Origin of the sequence: Chryseomicrobium aureum (assembly GCF_043182735.1) — a bacterium.
Taxonomy (GTDB): domain Bacteria; phylum Bacillota; class Bacilli; order Bacillales_A; family Planococcaceae; genus Chryseomicrobium; species Chryseomicrobium aureum.
Genome location: NZ_CP171117.1, coordinates 774,298 through 799,101 on the forward strand (window position 1 = coordinate 774,298; position 24,804 = coordinate 799,101).

The 24,804-nt window shown below is 44.3% G+C and carries 20 protein-coding genes, 7 tRNA genes and 3 rRNA genes; 24 read left to right on the top strand and 6 right to left on the bottom strand.

Annotated elements, in window-relative coordinates; all coding sequences use genetic code 11:
• Window positions 1-41: 41 nt before the first annotated feature.
• Window positions 42-239, bottom strand: a complete 198-nt coding sequence (locus ACF3OH_RS04180) for a polysaccharide deacetylase family protein (RefSeq protein WP_392456693.1) — start codon at window positions 237-239, stop codon at window positions 42-44.
• A gap of 80 nt (window positions 240-319) precedes the next feature.
• Window positions 320-1,219, bottom strand: a complete 900-nt coding sequence (locus ACF3OH_RS04185; protein ID WP_204591294.1) for a TIGR01777 family oxidoreductase — start codon at window positions 1,217-1,219, stop codon at window positions 320-322.
• A 78-nt stretch (window positions 1,220-1,297) separates the two neighbouring features.
• Here ACF3OH_RS04185 and recX point away from each other — a divergent pair, with 78 nt between their 5' ends.
• Together recX and ACF3OH_RS04195 are read left to right on the top strand one after the other, a co-directional pair.
• Window positions 1,298-2,104 (top strand): recombination regulator RecX, encoded by an 807-nt coding sequence (gene recX / locus ACF3OH_RS04190; RefSeq protein ID WP_392455942.1) that lies wholly within the window; start codon window positions 1,298-1,300, stop codon window positions 2,102-2,104.
• Window positions 2,097-2,414: a YfhH family protein gene (locus tag ACF3OH_RS04195; protein WP_392455943.1), complete on the top strand. Its 318-nt coding sequence runs from the start codon at window positions 2,097-2,099 to the stop codon at window positions 2,412-2,414. The genes recX and ACF3OH_RS04195 overlap by 8 nt, the downstream gene beginning before the upstream one ends.
• A 26-nt stretch (window positions 2,415-2,440) precedes the next feature.
• On the opposite strand, the gene ACF3OH_RS04200 is transcribed toward ACF3OH_RS04195, so the two are convergent.
• On the bottom strand, window positions 2,441-3,427 hold the full coding sequence (locus tag ACF3OH_RS04200; RefSeq protein ID WP_392455944.1) for a metal-dependent hydrolase: 987 nt from the start codon (window positions 3,425-3,427) through the stop codon (window positions 2,441-2,443).
• Between the two features lie 119 nt (window positions 3,428-3,546).
• Between ACF3OH_RS04200 and mutY the strand changes: the two genes are divergently transcribed.
• The 8 genes from mutY (at window position 3,547) to nikC (ending at window position 12,858) form a co-directional block, all read left to right on the top strand.
• Entirely contained in the window at window positions 3,547-4,578 is a 1,032-nt protein-coding gene (mutY, locus tag ACF3OH_RS04205; RefSeq protein WP_392455945.1) for an A/G-specific adenine glycosylase, read from the top strand.
• A 119-nt stretch (window positions 4,579-4,697) separates the two neighbouring features.
• Window positions 4,698-5,243: a DUF402 domain-containing protein gene (locus ACF3OH_RS04210; RefSeq protein ID WP_204591304.1), complete on the top strand. Its 546-nt coding sequence runs from the start codon at window positions 4,698-4,700 to the stop codon at window positions 5,241-5,243.
• 55 nt (window positions 5,244-5,298) lie between these two features.
• Window positions 5,299-7,044 carry an ABC transporter ATP-binding protein gene (locus ACF3OH_RS04215; protein WP_392455946.1) on the top strand — a complete coding sequence of 582 codons (1,746 nt, stop codon included), beginning with the start codon at window positions 5,299-5,301 and terminating at the stop codon, window positions 7,042-7,044.
• 190 nt (window positions 7,045-7,234) lie between these two features.
• Window positions 7,235-8,254 carry an ABC transporter ATP-binding protein gene (locus ACF3OH_RS04220; protein ID WP_392455947.1) on the top strand — a complete coding sequence of 340 codons (1,020 nt, stop codon included), beginning with the start codon at window positions 7,235-7,237 and terminating at the stop codon, window positions 8,252-8,254.
• Entirely contained in the window at window positions 8,229-9,233 is a 1,005-nt protein-coding gene (locus tag ACF3OH_RS04225; RefSeq protein WP_392455948.1) for an ABC transporter ATP-binding protein, read from the top strand. The genes ACF3OH_RS04220 and ACF3OH_RS04225 overlap by 26 nt, the downstream gene beginning before the upstream one ends.
• Window positions 9,233-10,855 carry an ABC transporter substrate-binding protein gene (locus tag ACF3OH_RS04230; protein ID WP_392455950.1) on the top strand — a complete coding sequence of 541 codons (1,623 nt, stop codon included), beginning with the start codon at window positions 9,233-9,235 and terminating at the stop codon, window positions 10,853-10,855. Before ACF3OH_RS04225 ends, ACF3OH_RS04230 begins: the two co-directional genes overlap by 1 nt.
• 80 nt (window positions 10,856-10,935) lie before the next feature.
• Window positions 10,936-11,940, top strand: coding sequence for an ABC transporter permease (locus ACF3OH_RS04235; protein WP_392455952.1), 1,005 nt, complete (start codon window positions 10,936-10,938; stop codon window positions 11,938-11,940).
• Between the two features lie 66 nt (window positions 11,941-12,006).
• A complete protein-coding gene (nikC, locus tag ACF3OH_RS04240; RefSeq protein WP_392456696.1) occupies window positions 12,007-12,858 on the top strand; it encodes a nickel transporter permease in 852 nt (283 codons plus the stop codon).
• Between the two features lie 26 nt (window positions 12,859-12,884).
• On the opposite strand, the gene ACF3OH_RS04245 is transcribed toward nikC, so the two are convergent.
• Window positions 12,885-13,958: an aromatic acid exporter family protein gene (locus ACF3OH_RS04245; RefSeq protein ID WP_204591319.1), complete on the bottom strand. Its 1,074-nt coding sequence runs from the start codon at window positions 13,956-13,958 to the stop codon at window positions 12,885-12,887.
• Between the two features lie 17 nt (window positions 13,959-13,975).
• Window positions 13,976-15,268 carry a glutamate-1-semialdehyde 2,1-aminomutase gene (locus tag ACF3OH_RS04250; RefSeq protein ID WP_392455953.1) on the bottom strand — a complete coding sequence of 431 codons (1,293 nt, stop codon included), beginning with the start codon at window positions 15,266-15,268 and terminating at the stop codon, window positions 13,976-13,978.
• 99 nt (window positions 15,269-15,367) lie between these two features.
• On the opposite strand from ACF3OH_RS04250, the gene bcp reads away from it, so the two are divergent.
• The 3 genes from bcp to perR all read left to right on the top strand — a co-directional run bounded on the left by bcp (window position 15,368) and on the right by perR (window position 17,334).
• The gene (gene bcp / locus ACF3OH_RS04255; RefSeq protein WP_204591323.1) at window positions 15,368-15,856 is read left to right on the top strand and encodes a thioredoxin-dependent thiol peroxidase; all 489 of its coding nucleotides are present in this window, start codon (window positions 15,368-15,370) and stop codon (window positions 15,854-15,856) included.
• Entirely contained in the window at window positions 15,853-16,791 is a 939-nt protein-coding gene (locus ACF3OH_RS04260) for a D-2-hydroxyacid dehydrogenase (RefSeq protein ID WP_392455955.1), read from the top strand. Before bcp ends, ACF3OH_RS04260 begins: the two co-directional genes overlap by 4 nt.
• 99 nt (window positions 16,792-16,890) lie before the next feature.
• Entirely contained in the window at window positions 16,891-17,334 is a 444-nt protein-coding gene (gene perR, locus ACF3OH_RS04265; protein WP_275580389.1) for a peroxide-responsive transcriptional repressor PerR, read from the top strand.
• Window positions 17,335-17,370: 36 nt separating this feature from the next.
• Here the strand turns inward: perR and ACF3OH_RS04270 are convergent, their stop codons facing one another.
• Window positions 17,371-17,718: a YgzB family protein gene (locus ACF3OH_RS04270; RefSeq protein ID WP_204591329.1), complete on the bottom strand. Its 348-nt coding sequence runs from the start codon at window positions 17,716-17,718 to the stop codon at window positions 17,371-17,373.
• 117 nt (window positions 17,719-17,835) lie between these two features.
• Between ACF3OH_RS04270 and ACF3OH_RS04275 the strand changes: the two genes are divergently transcribed.
• The 11 genes from ACF3OH_RS04275 (at window position 17,836) to ACF3OH_RS04325 (ending at window position 24,804) form a co-directional block, all read left to right on the top strand.
• A complete protein-coding gene (locus tag ACF3OH_RS04275) occupies window positions 17,836-18,699 on the top strand; it encodes a nucleotidyltransferase-like protein (RefSeq protein ID WP_204591332.1) in 864 nt (287 codons plus the stop codon).
• Between the two features lie 398 nt (window positions 18,700-19,097).
• Window positions 19,098-20,650: ribosomal RNA gene (locus ACF3OH_RS04280) — 16S ribosomal RNA — on the top strand.
• Between the two features lie 186 nt (window positions 20,651-20,836).
• Window positions 20,837-23,762 (top strand): 23S ribosomal RNA (locus ACF3OH_RS04285).
• Window positions 23,763-24,026: 264 nt separating this feature from the next.
• Window positions 24,027-24,142: ribosomal RNA gene (rrf, locus tag ACF3OH_RS04290) — 5S ribosomal RNA — on the top strand.
• The 16S, 23S and 5S rRNA genes sit together here with 7 tRNA genes alongside, the layout of an rRNA operon.
• A 9-nt stretch (window positions 24,143-24,151) precedes the next feature.
• Window positions 24,152-24,226 (top strand) — tRNA-Asn (locus tag ACF3OH_RS04295).
• Window positions 24,227-24,232: 6 nt separating this feature from the next.
• Window positions 24,233-24,323: transfer RNA gene (locus tag ACF3OH_RS04300), tRNA-Ser, on the top strand.
• Between the two features lie 19 nt (window positions 24,324-24,342).
• A tRNA-Glu gene (locus tag ACF3OH_RS04305) sits at window positions 24,343-24,417 on the top strand.
• Window positions 24,418-24,424: 7 nt separating this feature from the next.
• Window positions 24,425-24,500 (top strand) — tRNA-Val (locus ACF3OH_RS04310).
• Between the two features lie 21 nt (window positions 24,501-24,521).
• Window positions 24,522-24,598: transfer RNA gene (locus tag ACF3OH_RS04315), tRNA-Met, on the top strand.
• A 1-nt stretch (window position 24,599) separates the two neighbouring features.
• Window positions 24,600-24,675 (top strand) — tRNA-Asp (locus ACF3OH_RS04320).
• A gap of 53 nt (window positions 24,676-24,728) precedes the next feature.
• Window positions 24,729-24,804 (top strand) — tRNA-Phe (locus tag ACF3OH_RS04325).

Sequence of the window (24,804 nt, forward strand, 5' to 3'; positions counted from 1 at the left end):
CGTCCTTCTTAGTATGTCCTCATTATACAGGACGAGAGAAGTCAATGGAAAGAGATGGGCGTATTCACGGACTGTTTGCGCAATTCATCTAATTCTTTGAATGTGTAACCGAGACGTTTTGCTTCAGCAATAAATTCAGGCAAAGAAAAGAAAGTAGCTTTGATGTCGTGTTCTTTCAACGTGTCTAAAATAGAAGTTGTCTGGCCGTTTTCATAGCCATTATCGAATGTTAAGTAAATTGTTTTTTCACCACTTTATATGCACGATACGCAAAATAAAACACACCCTTTTTAAAGTAGGGTGTGCTCATAAATCTCAATTATCCGTAAATATTCTTAAGGGCTTCTTGTGCTGTTGGAAACTCAAATTTAAATCCATGTTGCAACAAGACTTCTGGAATGACTTGTTGACCTTCAAGCACAAGCTGACTTTTTTCACCTAGAGCCGCTTTTAGAGCGACACCTGGGACAGGTACTAAGTGAGGTCTATGTAAGACTGTCCCAAGTACTTTTCCAAAATCATCGTTTCGAAGTGGTCGTGGTGCGGTTACATTGAAAGCACCCGAGAGCTCATCTGTAGTAAGTGCGAAATAAATCGCATTTGCCACGTCTTTTACATGTACCCATGAAAGCCATTGTCTCCCTGAACCTACTTTGCCACCGACAAATAATTTATAAGGTAATGCCATAAGTGGGAGAGCACCTTCGTCTTTTCCTAAAATGACACCAAATCGAGCACAGGCTACACGAACACCATGTTGTTCAGCCTTTTTAGCTTTCTTTTCCCAGTCCTCAACGGTTTTGGCTAAAAAGTCATCTGCTCGTTCAGGTGAATCTTCTGTATATGTTTTGTGCTTAGAGCTAGGATAAATTCCTATTGCGGAAGCATTCACGAGAACAGATGGTTTCACTGAAAGAGTTTCGATAATCCGGAGCACTTCATCAGTTGCCTCCATGCGACTTTCATAGATTTTCTTTTTCTGATCATCCGTCCAGCGACCCTCGTTAATTGAAGTGCCTGCAAGGTTGATAATCCCATCAATACCTTCTAATTCTGTTTCAGGCGTTGCGCCTTCTGTAAGCCATTTGACAAACGTGATAGATGAATCACTTTTTTTATCGGAGCGTGTAAGAATAAACACTTGATGACCTTGAGAAAGTAGCAAATTTGTTAGTTCTTTCCCTACAAAGCCTGTGCCACCCGTAATTGCAAACTTCATCGAATGACCTCCTTTTTTTTGTATGATACTATAGAAGTTACCCTAAAATCTCGTAGATGAACCTGAGGAGCTGAAAATATGCCAGTCATCACAAAGATTACACGTCAGAAAAGACATCAAGACCGTTATAATATTTATTTAGATGAAGAATATGCATTTAGCGTGGATGAAAGTGTACTCATTCAGCATCAACTCACTAAAGGTAAGGTCGTTGCAGACTTTGAAATGGATGACATGGTTTATGAAGATGAAGTGCGAAAGGCATTTAGTGCAGCACTCAATTATTTAAGTTTTCGTATGCGAAGTGAACAAGAAGTAAAGAAGAAATTACTCGACTCGGGTTACGGAGAGTCTGTAGCACTTGAAGCAATCAAAAAATTACATGATTACAACTACTTAAATGATGAAGCATTCTCGAAAGCGTTATTGTCTACTGAAAAGAATTCATCTAAGAAGGGACCGAACGCAATCAGACAGTCTTTAAAACAAAAAGGTATTGATGAAGACACACGTCAACAAGTTCTCGACACGTACACGGAAGAGGATCAGATAGAAGTAGCCATGGCGCTTGCTGAAAAAACATTACGCTCTGCTCAAAAGCTAACGCCATCCCAACAAAAAAAGAAAATCCAAGATCTCCTAGCGCGCAAAGGCTATCCTTTTCATATTGGAAAAACTGTAATAAGCCGATTAGAAGATGAACTCGTCACAGATGAATGGGATGCAAAGTTACAAGATCAAGGCGAGAAGGCATGGCGTAAAGTGTCAGCAAAATACAACGGGCGTGAAAGACGCCAAAAAGTGAAGCAACAACTTTACGGAAAAGGCTTTCCATTAGAAATTATTGATCAATTTATAGATATGAAGGAGCAAGAAGATGGATAAGAAATATAGTCATATGAACGAGCAAGAATTGCGACAGGAAATCGCAAACCTAAAAGAAAAATCCCGAAAAGCAGAGCAACTCGGTATTGTAAATGAATACGCAGTGTACGAACGCAAAGCAAAAATGGCTCAAGCATACTTGATTGATCCTAAATCTATCATTCCGGGTGAGTTGTATAAAATAGAAGGAGACCCAGGAGTCTACTTTAAAGTGGAGTATTTAAAAGGACGTTTTGCATGGGGATACCGACTAGGCGGAGAACGTTTTGAAGAAGCTTTGCCAATTTCAATGCTTGAAAAAGTAAAGTAACCTCTAGCAAACGCTAGAGGTTACTTTCATGATTCATCCAAGTTAAAATCAAGTTTTTTATGCAATTTATCTTCACTGAATATCCAACCTGTATAAGAGTTCACGATTTCTAGCTCACTGTTCAAGTGTGCAACTGCAACAAAAGGATAATAATCATTGCTACGGTAACGTAGGTCGATAAAACGTACTTCATGCACTTCTTCGTGTTTTGTGATTTCCCATCGGTAAATAGGGGAGAACGAGAGAAAGGCATCAATATTTTTATCTTTAAGTGCAGCGCGGACAATTTTATTTTCCGGAAGTGGCTGACGCTCGAACTTGTCATATATCGTAATATTCCGTCCGTAAGCGCGTCCTACATAGTAGTGATTGCCATCAATCGCCGCAATGCGCCACTGATAAAAACGCATAGTTGGGGCAATGATAATTCGTTCGGCATTTGGTATTTTTAATTTCACAGCATGTCGAACGGCTGCTTGTACTTGAAAACGAACGATGTAATAAACAATGATAATCGCATACATGATTAAAAAGGTGATTACAGGATTTGCTCCCAAAGCCCATGTCAGCAATCCTATAATATGAATTCCAAAAATAATGGGATCAAATGTATTGATTACCCCAAGCGCGACCCACTGATTTGAAATCGGACGGAGTGCTTGCGTTCCATATGAGTTGAAGATATCTACAAAAACATGAAGAAAGACTGCCAAGAACGTCCAGAGCCAGACATGTAGCATGTCAGCAGATGGAAAGATGAAGCTTAGTCCGAGTGTAATCAATAGGGGCCAAGTGATCACTGCAGGAATGGAGTGAGTGGCTCCTCGATGATGTCGAATATAAACCGCATTGTTCCGAAGTTTTAATACAGTGTCTATGTCAGGTGCCTGTGAACCAATAATTGTTCCCGCAAGGACCGCGGTGAATGTTACAGAGTGGTTTGCGACGACCGGATCAATTGTGGCCAATCCTCCGAGGGCAATACCCATCACGATGTGTGTACCAGTGTCCATGCAAACGTCACCCTCCTTTATAAATGGATTGATACTAGAATATAAGAAAATTACTCAGATGCCTAGCACATTGACTTTACCCTTTCCTCATCAAATGTAATCCGAAAGGAAGGAACACAATGCTTGATCAAAAAGGAAAAGAGATTCAACAAAATCTTGTTAAGTGGTATCTAAAAGAAAAACGAGATTTGCCGTGGCGACATACTACCGATCCTTATCATATTTGGATTTCGGAAGTCATGCTTCAACAAACACGGGTGGATACAGTTATTCCGTACTATAATCGCTTCACTAAAGCTTTTCCAACGATGCATGACCTCGCAAATGCGGAGGAAGAAGAATTGCTGAAATTATGGGAGGGACTCGGCTATTACTCTCGCGCAAGAAATTTGCAGCAAGGTGTCAAAGAAGTAATCGAACTTTACGATGCTAAAGTTCCAAATACACGTGAACAAATCAGTGCGATTCGAGGGATCGGACCTTACACAGCAGGTGCTATTCTTAGTATTGCTTATGGTGTCCCAGAGCATGCAGTAGATGGAAATGTTATGCGTGTGTTAAGTCGTCTCTATGCAATAGAAGAAGATATCGCAAAACCGAAAACAAAAAAGATTTTCGAAAACTTAATTATGATCATTATTGACAAGGAAGATCCGTCTTCATTCAATCAAGGAGTTATGGAACTTGGTGCAACAATTTGCACACCGGGGAAACCGAAGTGTTTACTATGTCCTGTACGAGAGCAATGCGCTGCATTTGAACAGGGGAAAACTGACTCTCTTCCTATTAAAAGTAAAAAATCGAAAGTGAAAAAAATCACATACAATGGCTATATGCTGAAACGTTCAGACGGCAAGTGGTTGGTCGAGCAAAGGGAAGAAGGGCTGCTTGCGAAACTATGGCAGTATCCTCTTATCGAAACGAATCAGACAAATTGGGCGGATCTGTATGGCATCACGTGGTTGGAAGTCGAGAAAGTTGGAGAAGTCACGCATCTATTTAGTCACTTAAAATGGGAGATTGAAGTCTTTGTAGGTAAGGTTGAAGTGAAAGACGCCGAAAAGTTTGCGGGTCGCTGGGTGACAGAAGAGGAGTTGAATCAGCTTCCGCTTCCAGTTCCCATACAGAAAATGAGAAATCTTGCTGAATAAGAAATTTTGACAAGGCTACTGTTATACTACTTTTTTCCTTCTAGTATTGTTATAATGTGAAACATCACAGATAAATTAGATAGGTTTTTCAGCTTGTCATTTGAGAAGGTGGCTACATCATGACTATTCCGGTGGAAGGAGAAATGATCCAGATTCACAGCTATAAACATAATGGCAATATTCATCGTGTCTGGCATGAGACGATGGTGCTGAAAGGGACAAAAAATATTGTCATAGCTGCAAATGATCGAACATTAGTGACGGAATCGGATGGAAGGACATGGGTGACGCGTGAACCGTCGATCTGCTACTACCATGCCGAGTACTGGTTCAATATTATTTGCATGTTGCGTGAAGATGGAGTATATTACTACATCAATTTAAGTTCGCCATTCGTCTATGAAGACAAAATGTTGAAGTACATTGATTACGATCTGGATATGAAAGTATTTCCAGATCAATCGTACACACTCTTAGATGAAGACGAGTATGAGCAACACAAGAAAGAGATGGACTACCCTGACGAGATTGATATCATTTTAAAGCGTACAATCCAGACTTTAAAGAACTGGATACAGCAACGGAAAGGTCCGTTCGCACCCGACTTTATTGATGCTTGGACAGCACGCTATCAACTTCATAAGGAAATCCGCAAACCTGACTAAACCTGTTGCTATTCTAGCAGCAGGTTTCGTCTTGCTTACAGAAAGGAGTGACAGCATGGATGTAATTAAACGCTATATGCAGTTTGTAAAACCGTACAATTGGCAAATTGCCATTACGATCTTCATCGGAATCATAAAGTTTGCCATCCCGCTTTTCATCCCTATTCTTATTAAAATTGTTATCGATGATATCATTGGCGGAAACATGTCAGATGCCGAGAAGTTGCGTCTGTTATTTTATTGGTTAGGAGGAACCGCACTAGTTTTCTTCCTCGTACGGCCACCGATTGAATACTATAGACAATATCTTGCGCAATACGTGAGTAACAAGATTTTATTTGATATCCGGGAAAAATTATTCGACCATCTGCAAAAGTTGAGCTTGAAATACTATGCCAACACACGTGCCGGTGAAGTCATCTCGCGTGTAATCAATGATGTCGAGCAAACAAAGAACTTTGTTGTGATTGGGTTAATGAATGTATGGCTGGACCTTGCAACAATTTTGATTGCTATTGGAATAATGTTGACACTCAATGTGAAATTAACGCTCGTCACGCTTATTGCATTCCCGTTTTATGCGTTCAGCGTCAAATATTTCTTTGGTCGACTAAGAGATCTCACACGACAACGCTCTCAAGCTCTAGCAGGCGTTCAAAGTTACTTACATGAACGTGTTCAAGGGATGAGTGTCATCAAAACATTCACACTCGAGCAGCATGAACAAAGAAATTTTGACGAAGCAAATGGGGAATTTTTAGACAAGGCGATGGACCAGACAAAGTGGAATGCAAAAGCTTTTGCAGTCGTCAACACCATTACAGATGTGGCCCCACTACTTGTCATTGCTTACGCTGGTTACGAAGCAATTACTGGTGACCTTTCAGTCGGAACAATGGCAGCATTCGTAGCCTATATTGAAAGACTCTATAGCCCACTGCGTCGACTGGTCAACTCATCGACGACACTAACACAATCCATTGCCTCGATGGACAGGATGTTTGAATTGATGGATGAGGGCTATGAGGTACAAGATCGACCAGGTGCAAAAAAACTAGATAAGGCCAACGGGGAACTTTCTTTTCAAAATGTTTATTTCCAGTATGAAGAAGAAGGAACGCCTGTATTGCGTGGTATCAACTTTACCATCCATCCAGGGGAAACTGTCGCATTTGTTGGGATGAGTGGTGGTGGAAAGTCGACAATCATTAGTTTGCTCCCACGTTTCTACGACGTGACGGATGGTGCAATTCGCTTAGATGGCACGGATATTCGCGATGTTACGATAGAGTCTCTCCGAAAGCAAATAGGACTTGTTCTGCAAGATTCCTTATTGTTCAGTGATTCTATTAAAATGAATATCGCGATGGGAAATCCAAAAGCGACAGATGAAGAAATTATTGCAGCAGCTAAAGCAGCAAATGCACATGATTTCATCATGGGTCTGCCAAACGGCTATGATACAACAGTTGGGGAAAGAGGCGTCAAACTGTCAGGTGGACAAAAGCAACGAATCGCTATTGCACGTGTCTTTTTGAAGGATCCTCGCATTTTGGTACTAGACGAAGCAACTTCTGCACTCGATTTAGAGAGCGAAGCACTCATTCAAGACTCGTTAGAGCGACTCGCGAAGGATCGAACAACTTTAGTGGTCGCGCATCGTCTATCGACGATTACACACGCGGATCAAATTCTGGTCGTCGAACATGGTCAAATTACCGAATCAGGAACTCACGCTCAATTGATGAAAAAGCAAGGTGCTTACTATAACTTATTCCAAGTGCAACAATTAGAAGACTAGAAACCAGTGCGTTTACTTAAAGTAGAGTAAACGCATTGGTTTTTTATTTTGAACGAAAATATTAGTATAGCTTTTTAAATATAATTTATTTATAAAAAAAGTGATTGCAAGGAAGGATTTCTTGTGTAAAATAATAATTACATAAAATTCATTTAATAAAGAATTTTCAGATAGTGGAGAGGGGCGCATCATGACAAAACGCAAAGCTGTCCTAGAAGTCAAAAACCTTCAAACATCTTTCTTCACAGACGACGGAGTTATTCCTTCAGTCGATTATGTAGATTTCGAAGTTCGTGAAGGAGAAATCCTAGGAATCGTTGGAGAGTCGGGAAGTGGAAAAAGTGTAACCAGTTTATCTGTAATGGGACTTATTCCTTCACCTCCAGGAAAAATCACTTCAGGTGAGATTCTTTACAACGGCACAGACATTTCAAAATACAATGACAAGAAAATGAGAAGTATACGTGGAAATGAAATTGCGATGATTTTCCAAGAACCGATGACGTCACTGAACCCACTCTTTACGATTGGGAGTCAAATGAAAGAAGCTGTTCTCTTACATAAAAAAGGTTGGTCTAAAAAACAAGCGCATGCTCGATCTGTTGAGATGTTGAAACTCGTAGGTCTTCCTCGTGCAGAAGAATTGATGAAAGATTATCCGCATCAATTGTCTGGCGGAATGAGACAACGTGTGATGATTGCCATGGCCCTAGTCTGCGATCCGAAAGTATTGATTGCTGATGAACCGACTACGGCACTCGACGTGACGATTCAAGCACAAATTCTGAAGTTGATGAAAGACTTAAACACACGTTTAAACACGGCGATCATCCTCATTACACATGATTTAGGCGTAGTAGCTGAAACGTGTGAACGTGTTGTCGTCATGTATGCAGGTAAAGTGGTAGAAGAAGGACCGGTTGAAAAGATTTTCACAAACCCAGAGCATCCGTATACAAAGGGTCTTCTTGCTTCGGTACCGGATATGCGTTTCAAAAAGCAGTCCCTGTACTCGATTCCAGGTAACGTACCAAAACCTGGTTCTATCAAAGAAGGCTGTCGTTTCGCAGCGCGTTGCTCGGAAGTATTTGGTCGCTGTACTGTGGAATCACCTCCTCTATACCAAACAGCAGCTGAACATAAGACACGCTGTTTCTTATACGACACGGAGGAGGTAGCTAATCATGACAGAGCCATTGTTGAAAGTTGAAGGGCTTAAAAAATATTTCCCAGTAAGAAATGGCCTGTTCGGAAAGACGACGGGGCATGTCAAAGCAGTGGATGACGTTTCTTTCTATGTGAATGAAGGAGAAACACTTGGCATTGTTGGAGAATCAGGATGTGGGAAGTCCACTACGGGACGGATGCTCATGCGCCTTCTGGAACCGACAGAAGGAAAAGTAACCTTTGATGGACAAGAACTTACGACATTGTCCGCACAAGAAATGCGTAAAGCACGTCGAGAAATCCAAATGGTGTTCCAAGATCCCTATGCGTCTTTGAATCCACGTCACACAGTGGAAAAGATTTTGATGGAGCCACTCATTGTTCACAACATTGGTGATACGAAATCCCGTAAGAAAATGGTGAAAGACTTTTTAGAAATAGTAGGACTCAGTAGTTATCACGCTAAGCGTTATCCTCACCAATTTAGTGGGGGACAGCGCCAACGTATTGGGATCGCACGCGCATTGATGACCAATCCAAAGCTGATCATTGCAGATGAACCCGTTTCCGCTCTTGATGTGTCGATTCAAGCACAAGTATTAAATTTGATGCAAAAACTGCAGCGCGAGTTGAAATTGACGTATATCTTCATCGCCCATGACCTTGGTGTCGTTCGGCATATCAGTGATCGTGTAGGTGTGATGTATTTAGGGAAGATGGTGGAACTTGCGTCGAGTGAGAATCTTTACGCAGAGCCGCTTCACCCTTATACAAAAGCATTGCTTTCAGCTGTACCTGTACCTGACCCGAACTTTACGCGCGAAGAAATTCTGTTAGAAGGGGATATCCCAAGCCCTTCGAATCCACCAAGCGGGTGCACATTCCATACACGCTGTCCATTTGCAATGGAACAGTGTAAGCAAGTCGTTCCTCAACTCGAGGAAGTCAAACCAGGTCATTATGTTGCGTGTCATTTATATGATGCAGACATGATAGATAAAAAAATCGTGGAGGGGTCTTAATGAGAAATAAGAAAATTTGGTCGTTCCTGTTGTTCTTCGGATTGATCATGATGCTCTTCTTAGCAGCTTGTAGCTCGGATGAACAAGGCTCAGAAGGCAACAATGAAGAAGGTACAGCAGAAGAATCAGGCGAACCAAAAGTATTAATCTTTGGCCGTGGGGGAGATTCGGTCAGCCTTGACCCAATCGCTGTAACGGATGGAGAGTCTTTCAAAGTTACACAAAACGTTTTTGAAACGCTTGTAAACTTTGGTGAGCAAGATACGACAATCAACCCAGGTCTTGCAAAAGAGTGGACTGTCTCTGACGACGGATTGACGTATACGTTCATGCTTGAAGAAGGCGTGAAATTCCATGACGGCACTGATTTCAATGCAGAAGCTGTTGTAGCAAACTTTGATCGCTGGTCTTCAGGTACAGCAGATAAGTACTACTATTACAAATCGATGTTCGGTGGATTTGGTGATGAAGAAGGTCACGTAATCGAATCTGTTACTGCAGATGATGAGTTCACAGTGACATTCAAGCTGAAGCGTCCACAAGCACCATTCTTAAAGAACATCGCAATGAGCCCATTCGGTATGGGGTCACCAACAGCATTTGAAGCAGCTGGCGATGCATTTGGAGATGAGCCAGTCGGTACTGGACCATTCAAATTTGTAGAGTGGAAGCGCAATGACTCGATCACAATCGAGAAGTTCGAAGATTACTGGCAAGAAGGGTTCCCGAAACTTGATCGCGTTGTATTCCGCGCAATTCCGGACAACTCAGCTCGTCTTAACGCATTACTTACTGGTGAAATTGATTTAGCAGATGGTGTAAACCCATCAGACGGAGCTTCAATTGAAGGAGATGCTGCACTTCAATTGTTCGAGCGTCCATCTATGAACGTTGGTTACCTTGGTTTAACAAACACGCGTCCTCCATTTGACAATGTATTAGTTCGTCAAGCGATGAACCATGCAATTGACAAACAAGCAATCGTGGATGCATTCTTTGAAGGTCGTGCAGAAGTGGCTGTGAACCCAATGCCACCAAGTATCTCTGGATACAACGATCAAATCGAAGGTTATGACTATGATCCAGAACGTGCAAAAGAGCTACTTGCTGAAGCAGGTCTACCAGACGGATTTGAGATGGAACTATGGGCAATGCCTGTACCACGTCCATATATGCCAGATGGTATGAAAGTTGCTGAAGTTATGCAGAAAAACTTAGCAGACGTTGGAATCACTGCTGAAATCGTGTCATTCGAGTGGGCTACTTACCTTGAAAAAGCACGTAACGGAGAAGCAGATGCGTTCATGTTAGGTTGGACGGGTGACAATGGTGACGCTGATAACTTCCTATACGTACTTCTTGATGGAGACAACATCGGAAGCAACAACTACACATACTATGACAACGAAGAATTACATGAACTTTTAATCGCAGCGCAATCTGAAGTTGACGAAAATACACGTAACGAATTGTACATGCAAGCACAAGAAATCATCCATGAGGATGCTCCTTGGGTTCCACTTGCTCACTCTACACCGTTACTAGCAGGGAAAGCTGAACTTACTGGGTTTAAACCACACCCAACAGGTTCTGACAAACTGCACACTGTTGATTTCGAATAATATGCTGAGAGGATGAGGGGAATCTTCGAGATTTCCCTCTCTTTTTATGACGTTTTACTAAAGGGGAAGAGGTGAAGAGCGTGGTCAATTATATTGGTAGACGCTTATTACAGTTAATCCCAGTTTTGCTCGGAATGACGTTCGTAGTATTTATGATCATTCGTGCAATACCCGGAGATCCTGCTCAAGTCATTTTAGGTCAATTGGCTTCTAAAGAAGCAGTCGAAGCATTACGAGCAAAGCTCGGATTAGATAATCCCTGGTATATTCAATACTTTGAATACCTTGGAGGATTGTTCCAAGGCGACTTAGGGGAATCCTTACGAACAAAACAGCCTGTAGCTGAAGAGGTATGGCCTTATCTGGCTGCGACATTTGAACTGGCTTTCTTTGCCATCTTAATTGCCGTAATTATCGGAGTGAATGCTGGAATTATCTCTGCATGGTTCCAGAACTCATGGTTTGATTACACTGCCATGGTACTTGCACTTGTTGGAGTATCCATGCCGATTTTCTGGTTAGGTTTAATGGAACAATGGATTTTTGCTATCGAGTTAGGTTGGTTCCCAACATCTGGTCGAGAGGATGTGCGAAATCCGATCAGCGCACAATCTGGTTTTTACATACTCGATACAATCATGCAAGGTCGTTTTGATCAGTTGGGTCAAGTTCTGCGTCATCTAGTATTACCAGGTATTGCGCTTGCTACAATACCAATGGCCATCATTGCACGGATGACACGCTCTAGTATGTTAGAGGTCATGCGCTCTGATTACATCCGTACAGCGCGTGCAAAAGGTCAAAAAATGTTCTGGGTTGTATACAAGCATGCATTGAAAAATGCAGTTATCCCAGTATTAACTGTTATCGGTCTTCAAATGGGTCTACTTTTAGGTGGGGCGATTTTAACGGAAACCATCTTTTCTTGGCCAGGAATTGGGCGCTATGTATATGAAGCGATTCAGTTCCGGGATTACCCTGTAATTCAATCTGGTATTTTAATCATTGCTTTCATTTTCGTTATGATCAACCTGATTGTTGATATTTTATACGGCTTGATTGATCCACGAATCAAATATGACTAGAAAGGAGGATATTTTATGACGACTCCAGATCCGAAAAATTTAGTGCCTGCAGAGCAGGAAGTGCAAATGGAACGTGAAACGGGTCCATGGCGTGATGCTTGGAAGAATTTCCGTAAAAACAAGATAGCTCTTGTTGGAAGTGTGATTGTCTTTTTCTTTATCTTACTAGCGATTTTTGGCCCATGGATTGCACCAGAAGGTATAAATGATCAAAAGTTAACGGAACGATTGAAATCTCCTTCTAGTCAATACTGGTTTGGGACAGATGATTTTGGACGCGACATTTTTTCTCGTGTTATTCTAGGGGCTCGTATTTCTCTTGGTGTTGGATTCTTTTCTGTAATTGGTTCAGTAATTGTAGGGAGCGCGCTTGGTATTATTGCCGGGTACTACGGAAAATGGGTAGACACAATCATCTCACGTATCTTTGACATCATGCTCGCGTTTCCGAGTATCTTGCTTGCAATCGCTGTTGTTTCAGTATTAGGTCCTTCTTTAGTGAACGCTTTGATTGCGATTGCAATCATCAACATTCCGAACTTTGGTCGATTGATTCGCTCCAAAGTACTGACTGTTAAACAAGAAGAGTACATTACATCAGCAAGAGCAATCGGTATGAAAGACTTCCGAATTTTGATATCGCATATTCTTCCAAACTCGTTGGCACCGGTTATTGTAGCAGGTACACTTGCCGTCGCCTCTGCGATTATCGAAGCCGCTGCACTTGGCTTCTTAGGTCTTGGTGCACAAGCGCCAGCTCCGGAATGGGGCAAGATGCTTGCGGATGCAAGAAATTATTTGCGAAATGCTCCTTGGACGATGATTTTCCCAGGTGTAGCCATTATGCTGACCGTTCTTGGTTTTAACTTAATGGGTGATGGTCTACGAGATGCACTTGATCCGAAAATGAAAACATAAAAAAAGCTGCCAGCGATGGCAGCTTTTTATAGTTCAACTTTCACATCAATCTCGTCCCCGTGGTACGTCTGATAGGAACTGATCAAAGTATCTAGGTGTTCGAGGTGTTCTTCATATGTCAAAATCGCAGACAGCAGATGCAATAAATGATAGGTTGAGAAATCTTCATCTCGTTTTGTTTCGTAGATTTGTGTCATGAAAATCTCCATCACCTCATGGCGCTTAATAAAGTGATCATCATTGATCCATTCCAATTGATCAGGTTTCAATCGTCCAATAAACTTTAAATGCAGATGTTCATGGTACGTCAGAAGTGTATCCAAGCGTTCTTGAATCATCATGTGAAAATGGTCTGGCAATTGCATGATGTCATGCTCATACGCAGATAAACGCCGGATGACATATAAACTCTTATAAGACGTCGTAATAAGTTCACGATAGATGACAAGTTTTCTTCCTTTAGCATACTTCGCTTTTTTCGTATAACCACGTTCTTCTTTGAAGAGTAAAAATAGCTGATCGATTTTGACGAGTTGCTCTTCTATTGATGTGACAGCTTGTTTAAGTGATTGATGGTCTGCAGCATGACGAATACCGATTCGAATCCAGCGAATGATTTCATCCTGCGTGGTGCTGATTTTCGTGAACAGTCTTGTCTCGTATTTTGGAGGAATAAAGACAAGGTTCACCGCGAAGGCAGACAATACACCTACACCAATTGTGGCTATCCGAAACATGGCAGCAATAAGGAAATCATCGCCTTGAATTTCCATCACCGCAATGATGGTAACAAGTGCAAGCGGAATCGTCTTCTGTAGCTTTAGTTTTAACATGACCGAGATGGCTATGATCGTCGTCAAACCAACCATGAAAAACGAATTACCAAAGAGCATAGCGAACGTCACGGCAAACGCCGCTCCGATCAAATTCGATTGAATCTGTTCAAAAACAGTCATATATGAGCGATAGATCGACGGCTGTACAGCAAAAATGGCCGCGATACCTGCAAAGATCGGCACAGGTAGCGCAAGTAGATCAGCAATATAAAGGGCAAGCGCTATAGCGATCCCGGTTTTAAATACACGTGCACCTAGTTTCACTAGGCATCACACTCCTTTTACTGAGCCATTTTTTCAAATGCATGATTCACAGCTTTTACTGTTTCTTCAATATCTTGTTCCGTATGAGCAGTCGTAACAAACCAAGCTTCGTACTTTGAGGGTGCTAGGTTGATGCCTTGCTCGAGCATCAAGCGGAAGAAGTGTGCGAACTGCTCGCCATCCGAAGCTTCTGCTTGCTCATAATTTTCAACCTTTTCATCTGTAAAGTAGATGGAAAGGGCTCCTCTAATACGATTCACTGTTATCGTAATTTGGTGTTGTTTCGCAGCAGCAAGAATTCCATCTTCCAAAAGTTTACCTAGACGGTCGAGTTCCTCATAAACCCCAGGCGCACGAAGAACTTCTAGACATGCGATCCCTGTTTGAATAGACGCGGGATTTCCGGCCATCGTTCCAGCTTGGTACGCTGGACCATTTGGTGCTACTTGTTCCATTACTTCTTTCTTTCCACCGTAAGCTCCGATTGGTAAGCCTCCACCAATGATTTTTCCTAATGCTGTTAAATCTGGTTCAAATCCAAGAAGAGTAGAAGCGGCACCGTAGTGGAAACGGAATGCCGTTATCACTTCATCGTAAATGACAAGTGTGCCATGCTTTTTCGCGTGCGTGTGAACAACTTCTAAGAATCCAGGGTTCGGTTCGACCATACCAAAATTCCCGACAATCGGCTCTACTAAGATACCAGCTAATTCATCGCCCCATTTGTCCATTGCTTCTATAAAACGTTCTGGATCATTAAAAGGTACAGTGATGACTTCTTCGGCGATCGATTTAGGTACACCAGCTGAATCCGGCGTCCCAAGTGTTGCCGGTCCAGAACCTGCAGCGACCAATACAAGATCTGAGTGACCATGGTAACAACCAGCAAATTTCAACATCTTTATGCGACCTGTATATGCACGAGCCACACGGATTGTCGTCATCACAGCTTCTGTGCCCGAGTTCGTGAAACGGACTTTATCCATCGAAGGGATGGCTTCTTTCAACATCTTCGCAAATTTGATCTCGTGTTCTGTCGGTGTGCCGTACAGCAATCCATTTTGGGCTGCTGTTGTAAGTGCTTGTGTGATATGTGGGTGCGCATGACCTGTGATGATGGGTCCGTATGCTGCCAAATAGTCGATGTACTTATTGCCATCGACATCATAAAAGTATGCACCTTGCGCTTTCGCCATCACTGTAGGTGCGCCACCTCCAACTGCTTTATAGGAGCGCGATGGGCTATTGACCCCTCCTACTATATGAGTAACTGCTTCATTATGCAGTTTTTCTGATTGTGTTCGATTCATGGATGTTCCTCCTCTAAGTGTTCTCCCTTATTGTAGACAACTTTAATAGGAACAACAAGAACTCTATGCTATCCTAAAAAGCAAATAGGAGGGATCAAGATGACTGTAGAAAACTTAGAAGGTTTACAAGCACCATCCGTATCTTTACCAGATGAAAATGGCACGACCGTATCACTAGAAGATTACAAAGGAAAGCACTACGTAGTGTTGTATTTCTATCCACGTGACTCAACACCTGGATGCACGACGCAAGCGTGTGATTTTCGTGATCGATTCCCTGAATTTCAAGAATTAAATGCAAAAGTCATTGGTGTGAGCACAGACAGCGCCAAAAAGCACCAAAACTTTATTGCGAAAAATGACTTACCATTTTCGCTCTTAGTAGATGCGGATGCCGAAGCGGCTGAAGCTTATGGCGTGTGGAAGAAAAAGATGATGTACGGTAAAGAGTTTTATGGTATTGAACGTTCCACATTCTTAATTGCCCCTACTGGTGAAGTCGTCAAAGAATGGCGCAAAGTAAAAGTCCCAGGCCACGTTGAAGAAGTTCAAAAAACTCTTGAAGAGTCGCAGAAGGAGAACGCATGAACATTTTATTTACATTTGAGCCAAAACCGACGATTCAACAAGGCTTACAAGAACAAAATCCGCAGCATGACTTTGTTTTTCAGAAAGGGCAAAAGCCAACAACGTCAACCGATGTATGGGTAACATACGGCGAGGATGTGAAAGAGAGTGACCTTGATGAAAAACACAATTTGAAGTGGATCAGTGTGGCATCTGCGGGTATTGAAAAGATGCCGCTTGAAAAACTCTCTGAAAAGGGAATTGTAGTTACCAATGCGCGTGGTATTCACAAAACTCCAATGGCAGAATCAATTCTCGGCCACATATTGGCGCTCTATCGCAACTTACCGGCCATCTATCAATTGACCGTTGAAAAAGAATGGAGAAGGCCAAAGGGGTCTCGTGAATTAAAAGGCAGCAAAGCGGTCATTATTGGACCTGGAGCAATCGGAGAAGAGGTGGCACGACTGCTCTCTGCTTTCGGCGTTACTGTGGTAGGCTGCAACCGAAGTGGAAGAGAAGTGGATAGTGCGCACAAGACCGTTCCATTTCAAAACCTTGTCGAAGAACTAGAGGATGCGGATATCGTACTCTCATTACTCCCGAGTACGGCTGATACAAAGCATGCGCTGACAAAGAGTCATTTCAAAGCTATGAAAGCAAATCCAATCTTTATGAACTTTGGGCGCGGTGATGTAGCTGATGAGGCTGTTCTTGTGGAAGCTTTAGAAAATGGCTGGATTCGGCATGCTGTCCTCGACGTATTTGAGATTGAGCCACTTCCTAAAGAAAGTCCACTTTGGTCACAAGATAATGTCACAATCTCACCGCATGTCTCGAGTCATTCAGATTATTATGTTGAAAGAGCATTGGAGATTTTCTCACGTAATTTGATTAAATGGGAACAAGGTGAAAGTGATTTAGAAAATCAAGTCGATTTAAAGCTAGGCTACTAAGGCTTGACGTAGTGAATCAGTTGACACTGCTGTTAGTTTCTTCTTATAATTAAGAATAACAATTCTAATGTAAGAATGAATCTGAAAGAGGTGCCGACTATGACCGAAGTGCATTTGCGTGATGCCTTAGATACACTGAAGTCAACAGGTGTTCGCATAACACCCCAGCGCCATGCTATTTTGGAATATATAATCCAGTCCATGACGCACCCAACTGCTGATGATATCTACCGTGCTCTCGAGAGTAAATTCCCGAGCATGAGTGTAGCCACTGTTTATAATAACCTTCGTGTTTTTAGAGAATCTGGACTTGTAAAAGAGTTAACATACGGTGATAGTTCTAGTCGTTTTGATTTCGTTACCAACGACCATTATCACATGATTTGTACAAGCTGCGGAAAAATCGTCGACTTCCATTACCCGGGATTGGATGAAGTAGAGCAACTGGCTTCGCACATTACTGGATTTGAAGTAGAATCTCATCGACTTGAAGTTTACGGAAAGTGTCCAAGTTGTAAAGGACAATCGAAAAATGTACAATAAAAAACTACCGTGACGATTCGTCCACGGTAGTTTCTTTTATTCACTCTTCTTATTGTAATCTTGACTAAATTCTTTTCCTTCTAGTGAAGGGTCAAGAGTAAGAGGCTCATTGCAATACATACATAAATCTACACGACCTAAAACTTTTGTGTGTTTACCACAGTTTGGGCAAACTACTTGAACAGCTCGAGTGGACAACAAACCGATCCAACCGTAAACAACTACGCTACCTAAAATGGCTAGCAATCCAAGAAGCATAAAAATAGTGACAAGAATCGGGTTTTCTCTGAAGAAGATTGCTCCGTACATGATGATAAACCCAATAAATATTAAAGCAAGTGCAAATGAACGAATCTTATTGATCTTATTTTTATATGGCGCCATGATTACCCTCCTAATTTCACCTAATACTATAGCATAATTTGCAGGAGAAAGAAGGACTTACGCATTCAATGTAGAATTTAATGCATAACAAGGTTCAAGCCGAGAAGGAGTGGAACGATGGAAGCTTTACTTAGACCAATCTATCAAGAGCGTGCAAGCGACCCCAACACATTAGGGATTTTACATATTCAAAAGAAAGAAAAGGTAAGTCCGTTAACAGACACGTTTGATTCCATCTTACTTGTCATTACAAAAGACGCAGAGCGACCTATCTTCACAAAACATTATTCCTATCACAATCAAAAAGCTGCTCTTCATACAATTACAGAGAAGCAGCTGCAAAAATGGCTGACTCTTGGCAAAAACCCAAAGTTAGTGGATTGGTTATTAAACAGCCGCATTTTATTTGATCGAAATGAATTTATTACACACTTAAAGAAGGAACTCGATGAATTTCCTGAGCGTGGAAGAAAAATTCGCATGGGAATTGAGTTCGCTCGCCTTACCCGTAGATATTTGGAAGGCAAAGTTTTTTACGATCAACAAAATTACTTAGATGCATACACCGAACTAGTCGATTCACTACATCATCTAGCAAGACTAGCAATATTTGAGCGTGGCATGCATCCAGAGGTACTGGTCTGGAAACAAGTGAAAGTCCTGGACCCAGCAATTTATAAACTCTATGATGAATTGGTTTCAAGTTCAGAGCCATTACAAAAACGAGTAGAACTTTTGTTTTTAGCAAGTGATTTCCTTATACATTCCCGCACGAAAGAAGCAGCTCTGCATATACAAGAAGTATTAGCACAGAAACCGTATTGGTCTATTCAAGAGATCCATGAACAAGCAGAGTTGAAGAATTATTCGACGGACTTAGAGGTCTATATTGAATTTTTAGTTGAAAAAGGAATCATCTTTATAGAAGAACATCAAACGAAAAGTTCGCAAATTATGCATAGATATTATCGTGTAGTCTAGTATTAACAAGGGCTCAGGTTATATGCTTGAGCCACCTTTAAATTATTTTAAAAAAATAGTTGACGTTATGTTTGAATATAAGTTATGATGATACACGTCGCTAAGGCAATAACGAATCAAACGAGCACTACAGCTTATATAACATTCGAAAAAAACTTCTAAAAAAAAACAGTTGACTCATATAAGCTCAACTGATAAAGTAGAGAAGTCGCCAAAACGAGTGACACACAAAATGAACATTGAAAACTGAACATGCAAGACGTCAAGATAGAGCGTCACCACCCCGACCCCCGTTGGGTGTGCGTGACGCAACACGAACCAAGTCGCATCCTTTAACGGGTTGTGATGGACGTTCAAAAATTAAGTCAGCAACAAAATGAGCTTATATTAAGTTCTCTTTTATGGAGAGTTTGATCCTGGCTCAGGACGAACGCTGGCGGCGTGCCTAATACATGCAAGTCGAGCGGATGAAGGAGGAGCTTGCTCCTCCAGATTCAGCGGCGGACGGGTGAGTAACACGTGGGCAACCTGCCCTGTAGATTGGGATAACTCCGGGAAACCGGGGCTAATACCGAATAATCCACCAGACCACATGGTCCGGTGTTGAAAGGCGGCCTCGGCTGTCACTACAGGATGGGCCCGCGGCGCATTAGCTAGTTGGTGGGGTAACGGCCCACCAAGGCGACGATGCGTAGCCGACCTGAGAGGGTGATCGGCCACACTGGGACTGAGACACGGCCCAGACTCCTACGGGAGGCAGCAGTAGGGAATCTTCCACAATGGACGAAAGTCTGATGGAGCAACGCCGCGTGAGTGAAGAAGGTTCTCGGATCGTAAAACTCTGTTGTGAGGGAAGAACAAGTACCGGAGTAACTGCCGGTACCTTGACGGTACCTCATTAGAAAGCCACGGCTAACTACGTGCCAGCAGCCGCGGTAATACGTAGGTGGCAAGCGTTGTCCGGAATCATTGGGCGTAAAGCGCGCGCAGGCGGTCCCTTAAGTCTGATGTGAAAGCCCACGGCTCAACCGTGGAGGGTCATTGGAAACTGGGGGACTTGAGTGCAGAAGAGGAAAGCGGAATTCCAAGTGTAGCGGTGAAATGCGTAGAGATTTGGAGGAACACCAGTGGCGAAGGCGGCTTTCTGGTCTGTAACTGACGCTGAGGCGCGAAAGCGTGGGGAGCAAACAGGATTAGATACCCTGGTAGTCCACGCCGTAAACGATGAGTGCTAAGTGTTAGGGGGTTTCCGCCCCTTAGTGCTGCAGCTAACGCATTAAGCACTCCGCCTGGGGAGTACGGTCGCAAGACTGAAACTCAAAGGAATTGACGGGGGCCCGCACAAGCGGTGGAGCATGTGGTTTAATTCGAAGCAACGCGAAGAACCTTACCAGGTCTTGACATCCCGCCGACCGCCTAGGAGACTAGGCCTTCCCTTCGGGGACGGCGGTGACAGGTGGTGCATGGTTGTCGTCAGCTCGTGTCGTGAGATGTTGGGTTAAGTCCCGCAACGAGCGCAACCCTTGATCTTAGTTGCCAGCATTCAGTTGGGCACTCTAAGGTGACTGCCGGTGACAAACCGGAGGAAGGTGGGGATGACGTCAAATCATCATGCCCCTTATGACCTGGGCTACACACGTGCTACAATGGATGGTACAAAGGGCTGCGAACCCGCGAGGGGGAGCCAATCCCATAAAACCATTCTCAGTTCGGATTGTAGGCTGCAACTCGCCTACATGAAGCTGGAATCGCTAGTAATCGTGGATCAGCATGCCACGGTGAATACGTTCCCGGGCCTTGTACACACCGCCCGTCACACCACGAGAGTTTGTAACACCCGAAGTCGGTGGGGTAACCTTTATGGGGCCAGCCGCCGAAGGTGGGACAGATGATTGGGGTGAAGTCGTAACAAGGTAGCCGTATCGGAAGGTGCGGCTGGATCACCTCCTTTCTAAGGATTATTTCGGAACAGACCCTCGGGTCTTGACTTGACGTCTTGCAGTTCAGTTTTGAATGTTCATACATTCAACAACCTGTTCTTTGAAAACTGGATAGAACGACATTGATTGTAACAAACACAACGTCAAGCAATTGACGTGTGACCTTAAGTCTCTTCTTCATGGAGAGCACTAACTTAGGTTAAGTTAGGAAGGGCGCACGGTGGATGCCTTGGCACTAGGAGCCTATGAAGGACGGCACTAACACCGATATGCTTCGGGGAGCTGTAAGTGAGCTTTGATCCGGAGATTTCCGAATGGGGAAACCCAGCACGCGTAATGGCGTGTTACCTTCCAGTGAATACATAGCTGGTCGGAGGCAGACCCAGGGAACTGAAACATCTAAGTACCTGGAGGAAGAGAAAGAAAAATCGATTCCCTGAGTAGCGGCGAGCGAAACGGGAAGAGCCCAAACCAAGAGGCTTGCCTCTTGGGGTTGTAGGACACTCTATACGGAGTTACAAAGGCAAGGGGTAGACGAAGCGGTCTGGAAAGGCCCACGACACGAGGTAAGAGTCCTGTAGTCCAAACCCATTGCCCTCCAGAGTGGATCCTGAGTACGGCGGAACACGTGAAATTCCGTCGGAATCCGGGAGGACCATCTCCCAAGGCTAAATACTCCCTAGTGACCGATAGTGAACCAGTACCGTGAGGGAAAGGTGAAAAGCACCCCGGAAGGGGAGTGAAAGAGATCCTGAAACCGTGTGCCTACAAGTAGTTAGAGCCCGTTAATGGGTGATAGCGTGCCTTTTGTAGAATGAACCGGCGAGTTACGATTCCATGCAAGGTTAAGTCGAGGAGACGGAGCCGCAGCGAAAGCGAGTCTGAACAGGGCGAATGAGTATGGGGTCGTAGACCCGAAACCAGGTGATCTACCCATGTCCAGGATGAAGGTGAGGTAACACTCACTGGAGGTCCGAACCCACGCACGTTGAAAAGTGCGGGGATGAGGTGTGGGTAGCGGAGAAATTCCAATCGAACCTGGAGATAGCTGGTTCTCTCCGAAATAGCTTTAGGGCTAGCCTCAGATGAAGAATCTCGGAGGTAGAGCACTGTTTGGACTAGGGGCCCATCCCGGGTTACCGAATTCAGACAAACTCCGAATGCCGATGATTTGTATCTGGGAGTCAGACTGCGAGTGATAAGATCCGTAGTCAAGAGGGAAACAGCCCAGACCACCAGCTAAGGTCCCCAAGTAACCGTTAAGTGGAAAAGGATGTGGCGTTGCTTAGACAACCAGGATGTTGGCTTAGAAGCAGCCATCATTTAAAGAGTGCGTAATAGCTCACTGGTCGAGTGACGCTGCGCCGAAAATGTATCGGGGCTAAACGGTTCACCGAAGCTGTGGATGCATACCTAGGGTATGCGTGGTAGGAGAGCGTTCTAAGGGCGTCGAAGTCTGACCGGAAGGACAGGTGGAGCGCTTAGAAGTGAGAATGCCGGTATGAGTAGCGAAAGATGGGTGAGAATCCCATCCACCGTATGACCAAGGTTTCCTGAGGAAGGCTCGTCCGCTCAGGGTCAGTCGGGACCTAAGTCGAGGCCGATAGGCGTAGACGATGGACAACAGGTTGATATTCCTGTACCACCTCCCCGCCATTTGAGTGATGGGGGGACGCAGTAGGATAGGGAAGCGTGCCGTTGGATGTGCACGTTCAAGCAGTGAGGTGTGATGTGAGGCAAATCCCGCATCTATAACACCAGGCTGTGATGAGGAGGACATAGTCCGAAGTTTCTGATTTCACGCTGCCAAGAAAAGCCTCTAGCGAGGCGGGAGGTGCCCGTACCGCAAACCGACACAGGTGGTCGAGGAGAGAATCCTAAGGTGAGCGAGTGAACTCTCGTTAAGGAACTCGGCAAAATGACCCCGTAACTTCGGGAGAAGGGGTGCTCTGACAGGGTGAAAGCCCGAGAGAGCCGCAGTGAATAGGCCCAGGCGACTGTTTAGCAAAAACACAGGTCTCTGCAAAACCGTAAGGTGACGTATAGGGGCTGACGCCTGCCCGGTGCTGGAAGGTTAAGAGGAGTGCTTAGCGCAAGCGAAGGTGCGAATTGAAGCCCCAGTAAACGGCGGCCGTAACTATAACGGTCCTAAGGTAGCGAAATTCCTTGTCGGGTAAGTTCCGACCCGCACGAAAGGCGTAACGATCTGGGCACTGTCTCAACGAGAGACTCGGTGAAATTATAGTACCTGTGAAGATGCAGGTTACCCGCGACAGGACGGAAAGACCCCGTGGAGCTTTACTGTAGCCTGATATTGAACTTTGGTGCAACTTGTACAGGATAGGTAGGAGCCTAAGAGCCCGGAGCGCCAGCTTCGGAGGAGGCGTCGGTGGGATACTACCCTGGTTGTATTGAAGTTCTAACCCATGCCCGTGACCCGGGCAGGAGACAGTGTCAGGCGGACAGTTTGACTGGGGCGGTCGCCTCCTAAAGTGTAACGGAGGCGCCCAAAGGTTCCCTCAGAATGGTTGGAAATCATTCGAAGAGTGTAAAGGCAGAAGGGAGCTTGACTGCGAGACCTACAAGTCGAGCAGGGTCGAAAGACGGGCTTAGTGATCCGGTGGTTCCGCATGGAAGGGCCATCGCTCAACGGATAAAAGCTACCCCGGGGATAACAGGCTTATCTCCCCCAAGAGTCCACATCGACGGGGAGGTTTGGCACCTCGATGTCGGCTCATCGCATCCTGGGGCTGTAGTCGGTCCCAAGGGTTGGGCTGTTCGCCCATTAAAGCGGTACGCGAGCTGGGTTCAGAACGTCGTGAGACAGTTCGGTCCCTATCCGTCGTGGGCGTAGGAAATTTGAGAGGAGCTGTCCTTAGTACGAGAGGACCGGGATGGACACACCGCTGGTGTACCAGTTGTCTTGCCAAAGGCATCGCTGGGTAGCTATGTGTGGACGGGATAAGTGCTGAAAGCATCTAAGCATGAAGCCCCCCTCAAGATGAGATTTCCCATTACGCAAGTAAGTAAGATCCCTCAAAGACGATGAGGTAGATAGGTTCGGGGTGGAAGCACGGCGACGTGTGGAGCTGACGAATACTAATCGATCGAGGACTTAACCAAAAAACGAGATGTGAAGTGACCTGCGCAAGAAACTCCGAGTAGATCGGACGTGCACGAGAAGACGGTCTTCGTCTTATCGGGTGCGGCCGGTCTGGGAGCGTGTTTCTAGGTCACGGAACTCGACAACATTTAGATGTGGATTCGATTCCACAACTGAACACAATCAATTGTCATTCTATCCAGTTTTGAAAGAACAAATTTTATTGAGAAAACACTTGTAATACTGAGTGGGTTTGATATAATAAGTCTTGTCTTTCAAATAAGTCTAGTGATGATGGCGAAGAGGTCACACCCGTTCCCATACCGAACACGGAAGTTAAGCTCTTCAGCGCCGATGGTAGTTGGGGGTCTCCCCCTGTGAGAGTAGGACGTCGCTAGGCATTATTTATTCCGAAGTAGCTCAGTGGTAGAGCAACCGGCTGTTAACCGGTTGGTCGTAGGTTCGAGTCCTACCTTCGGAGCCATTCTATGGAGAGCTGTCCGAGTGGCCGAAGGAGCACGATTGGAAATCGTGTATACGTTAATCGCGTATCAAGGGTTCAAATCCCTTGCTCTCCGCCATAGAGCTCTTACAAACAATGGCCCCTTGGTCAAGCGGTTAAGACACCGCCCTTTCACGGCGGTAACACGGGTTCGAATCCCGTAGGGGTCACCATTCATACGGAGGATTAGCTCAGCTGGGAGAGCACCTGCCTTACAAGCAGGGGGTCGGCGGTTCGATCCCGTCATCCTCCACCATTTATTTTTTATTAGTATTGTCGCGGGGTGGAGCAGCTCGGTAGCTCGTCGGGCTCATAACCCGAAGGTCGCAGGTTCAAATCCTGCCCCCGCAACCAAGGTCCCGTGGTGTAGCGGTTAACATGCCTGCCTGTCACGCAGGAGATCGCGGGTTCGATTCCCGTCGGGACCGCCATTTTTTAATAAGTAGATTTTACATAAGCCATATCGCTTACATAAAATCTTGTTGGCTCAGTAGCTCAGTTGGTAGAGCAAAGGACTGAAAATCCTTGTGTCGGCGGTTCGATTCCGTCCTGAGCCACCA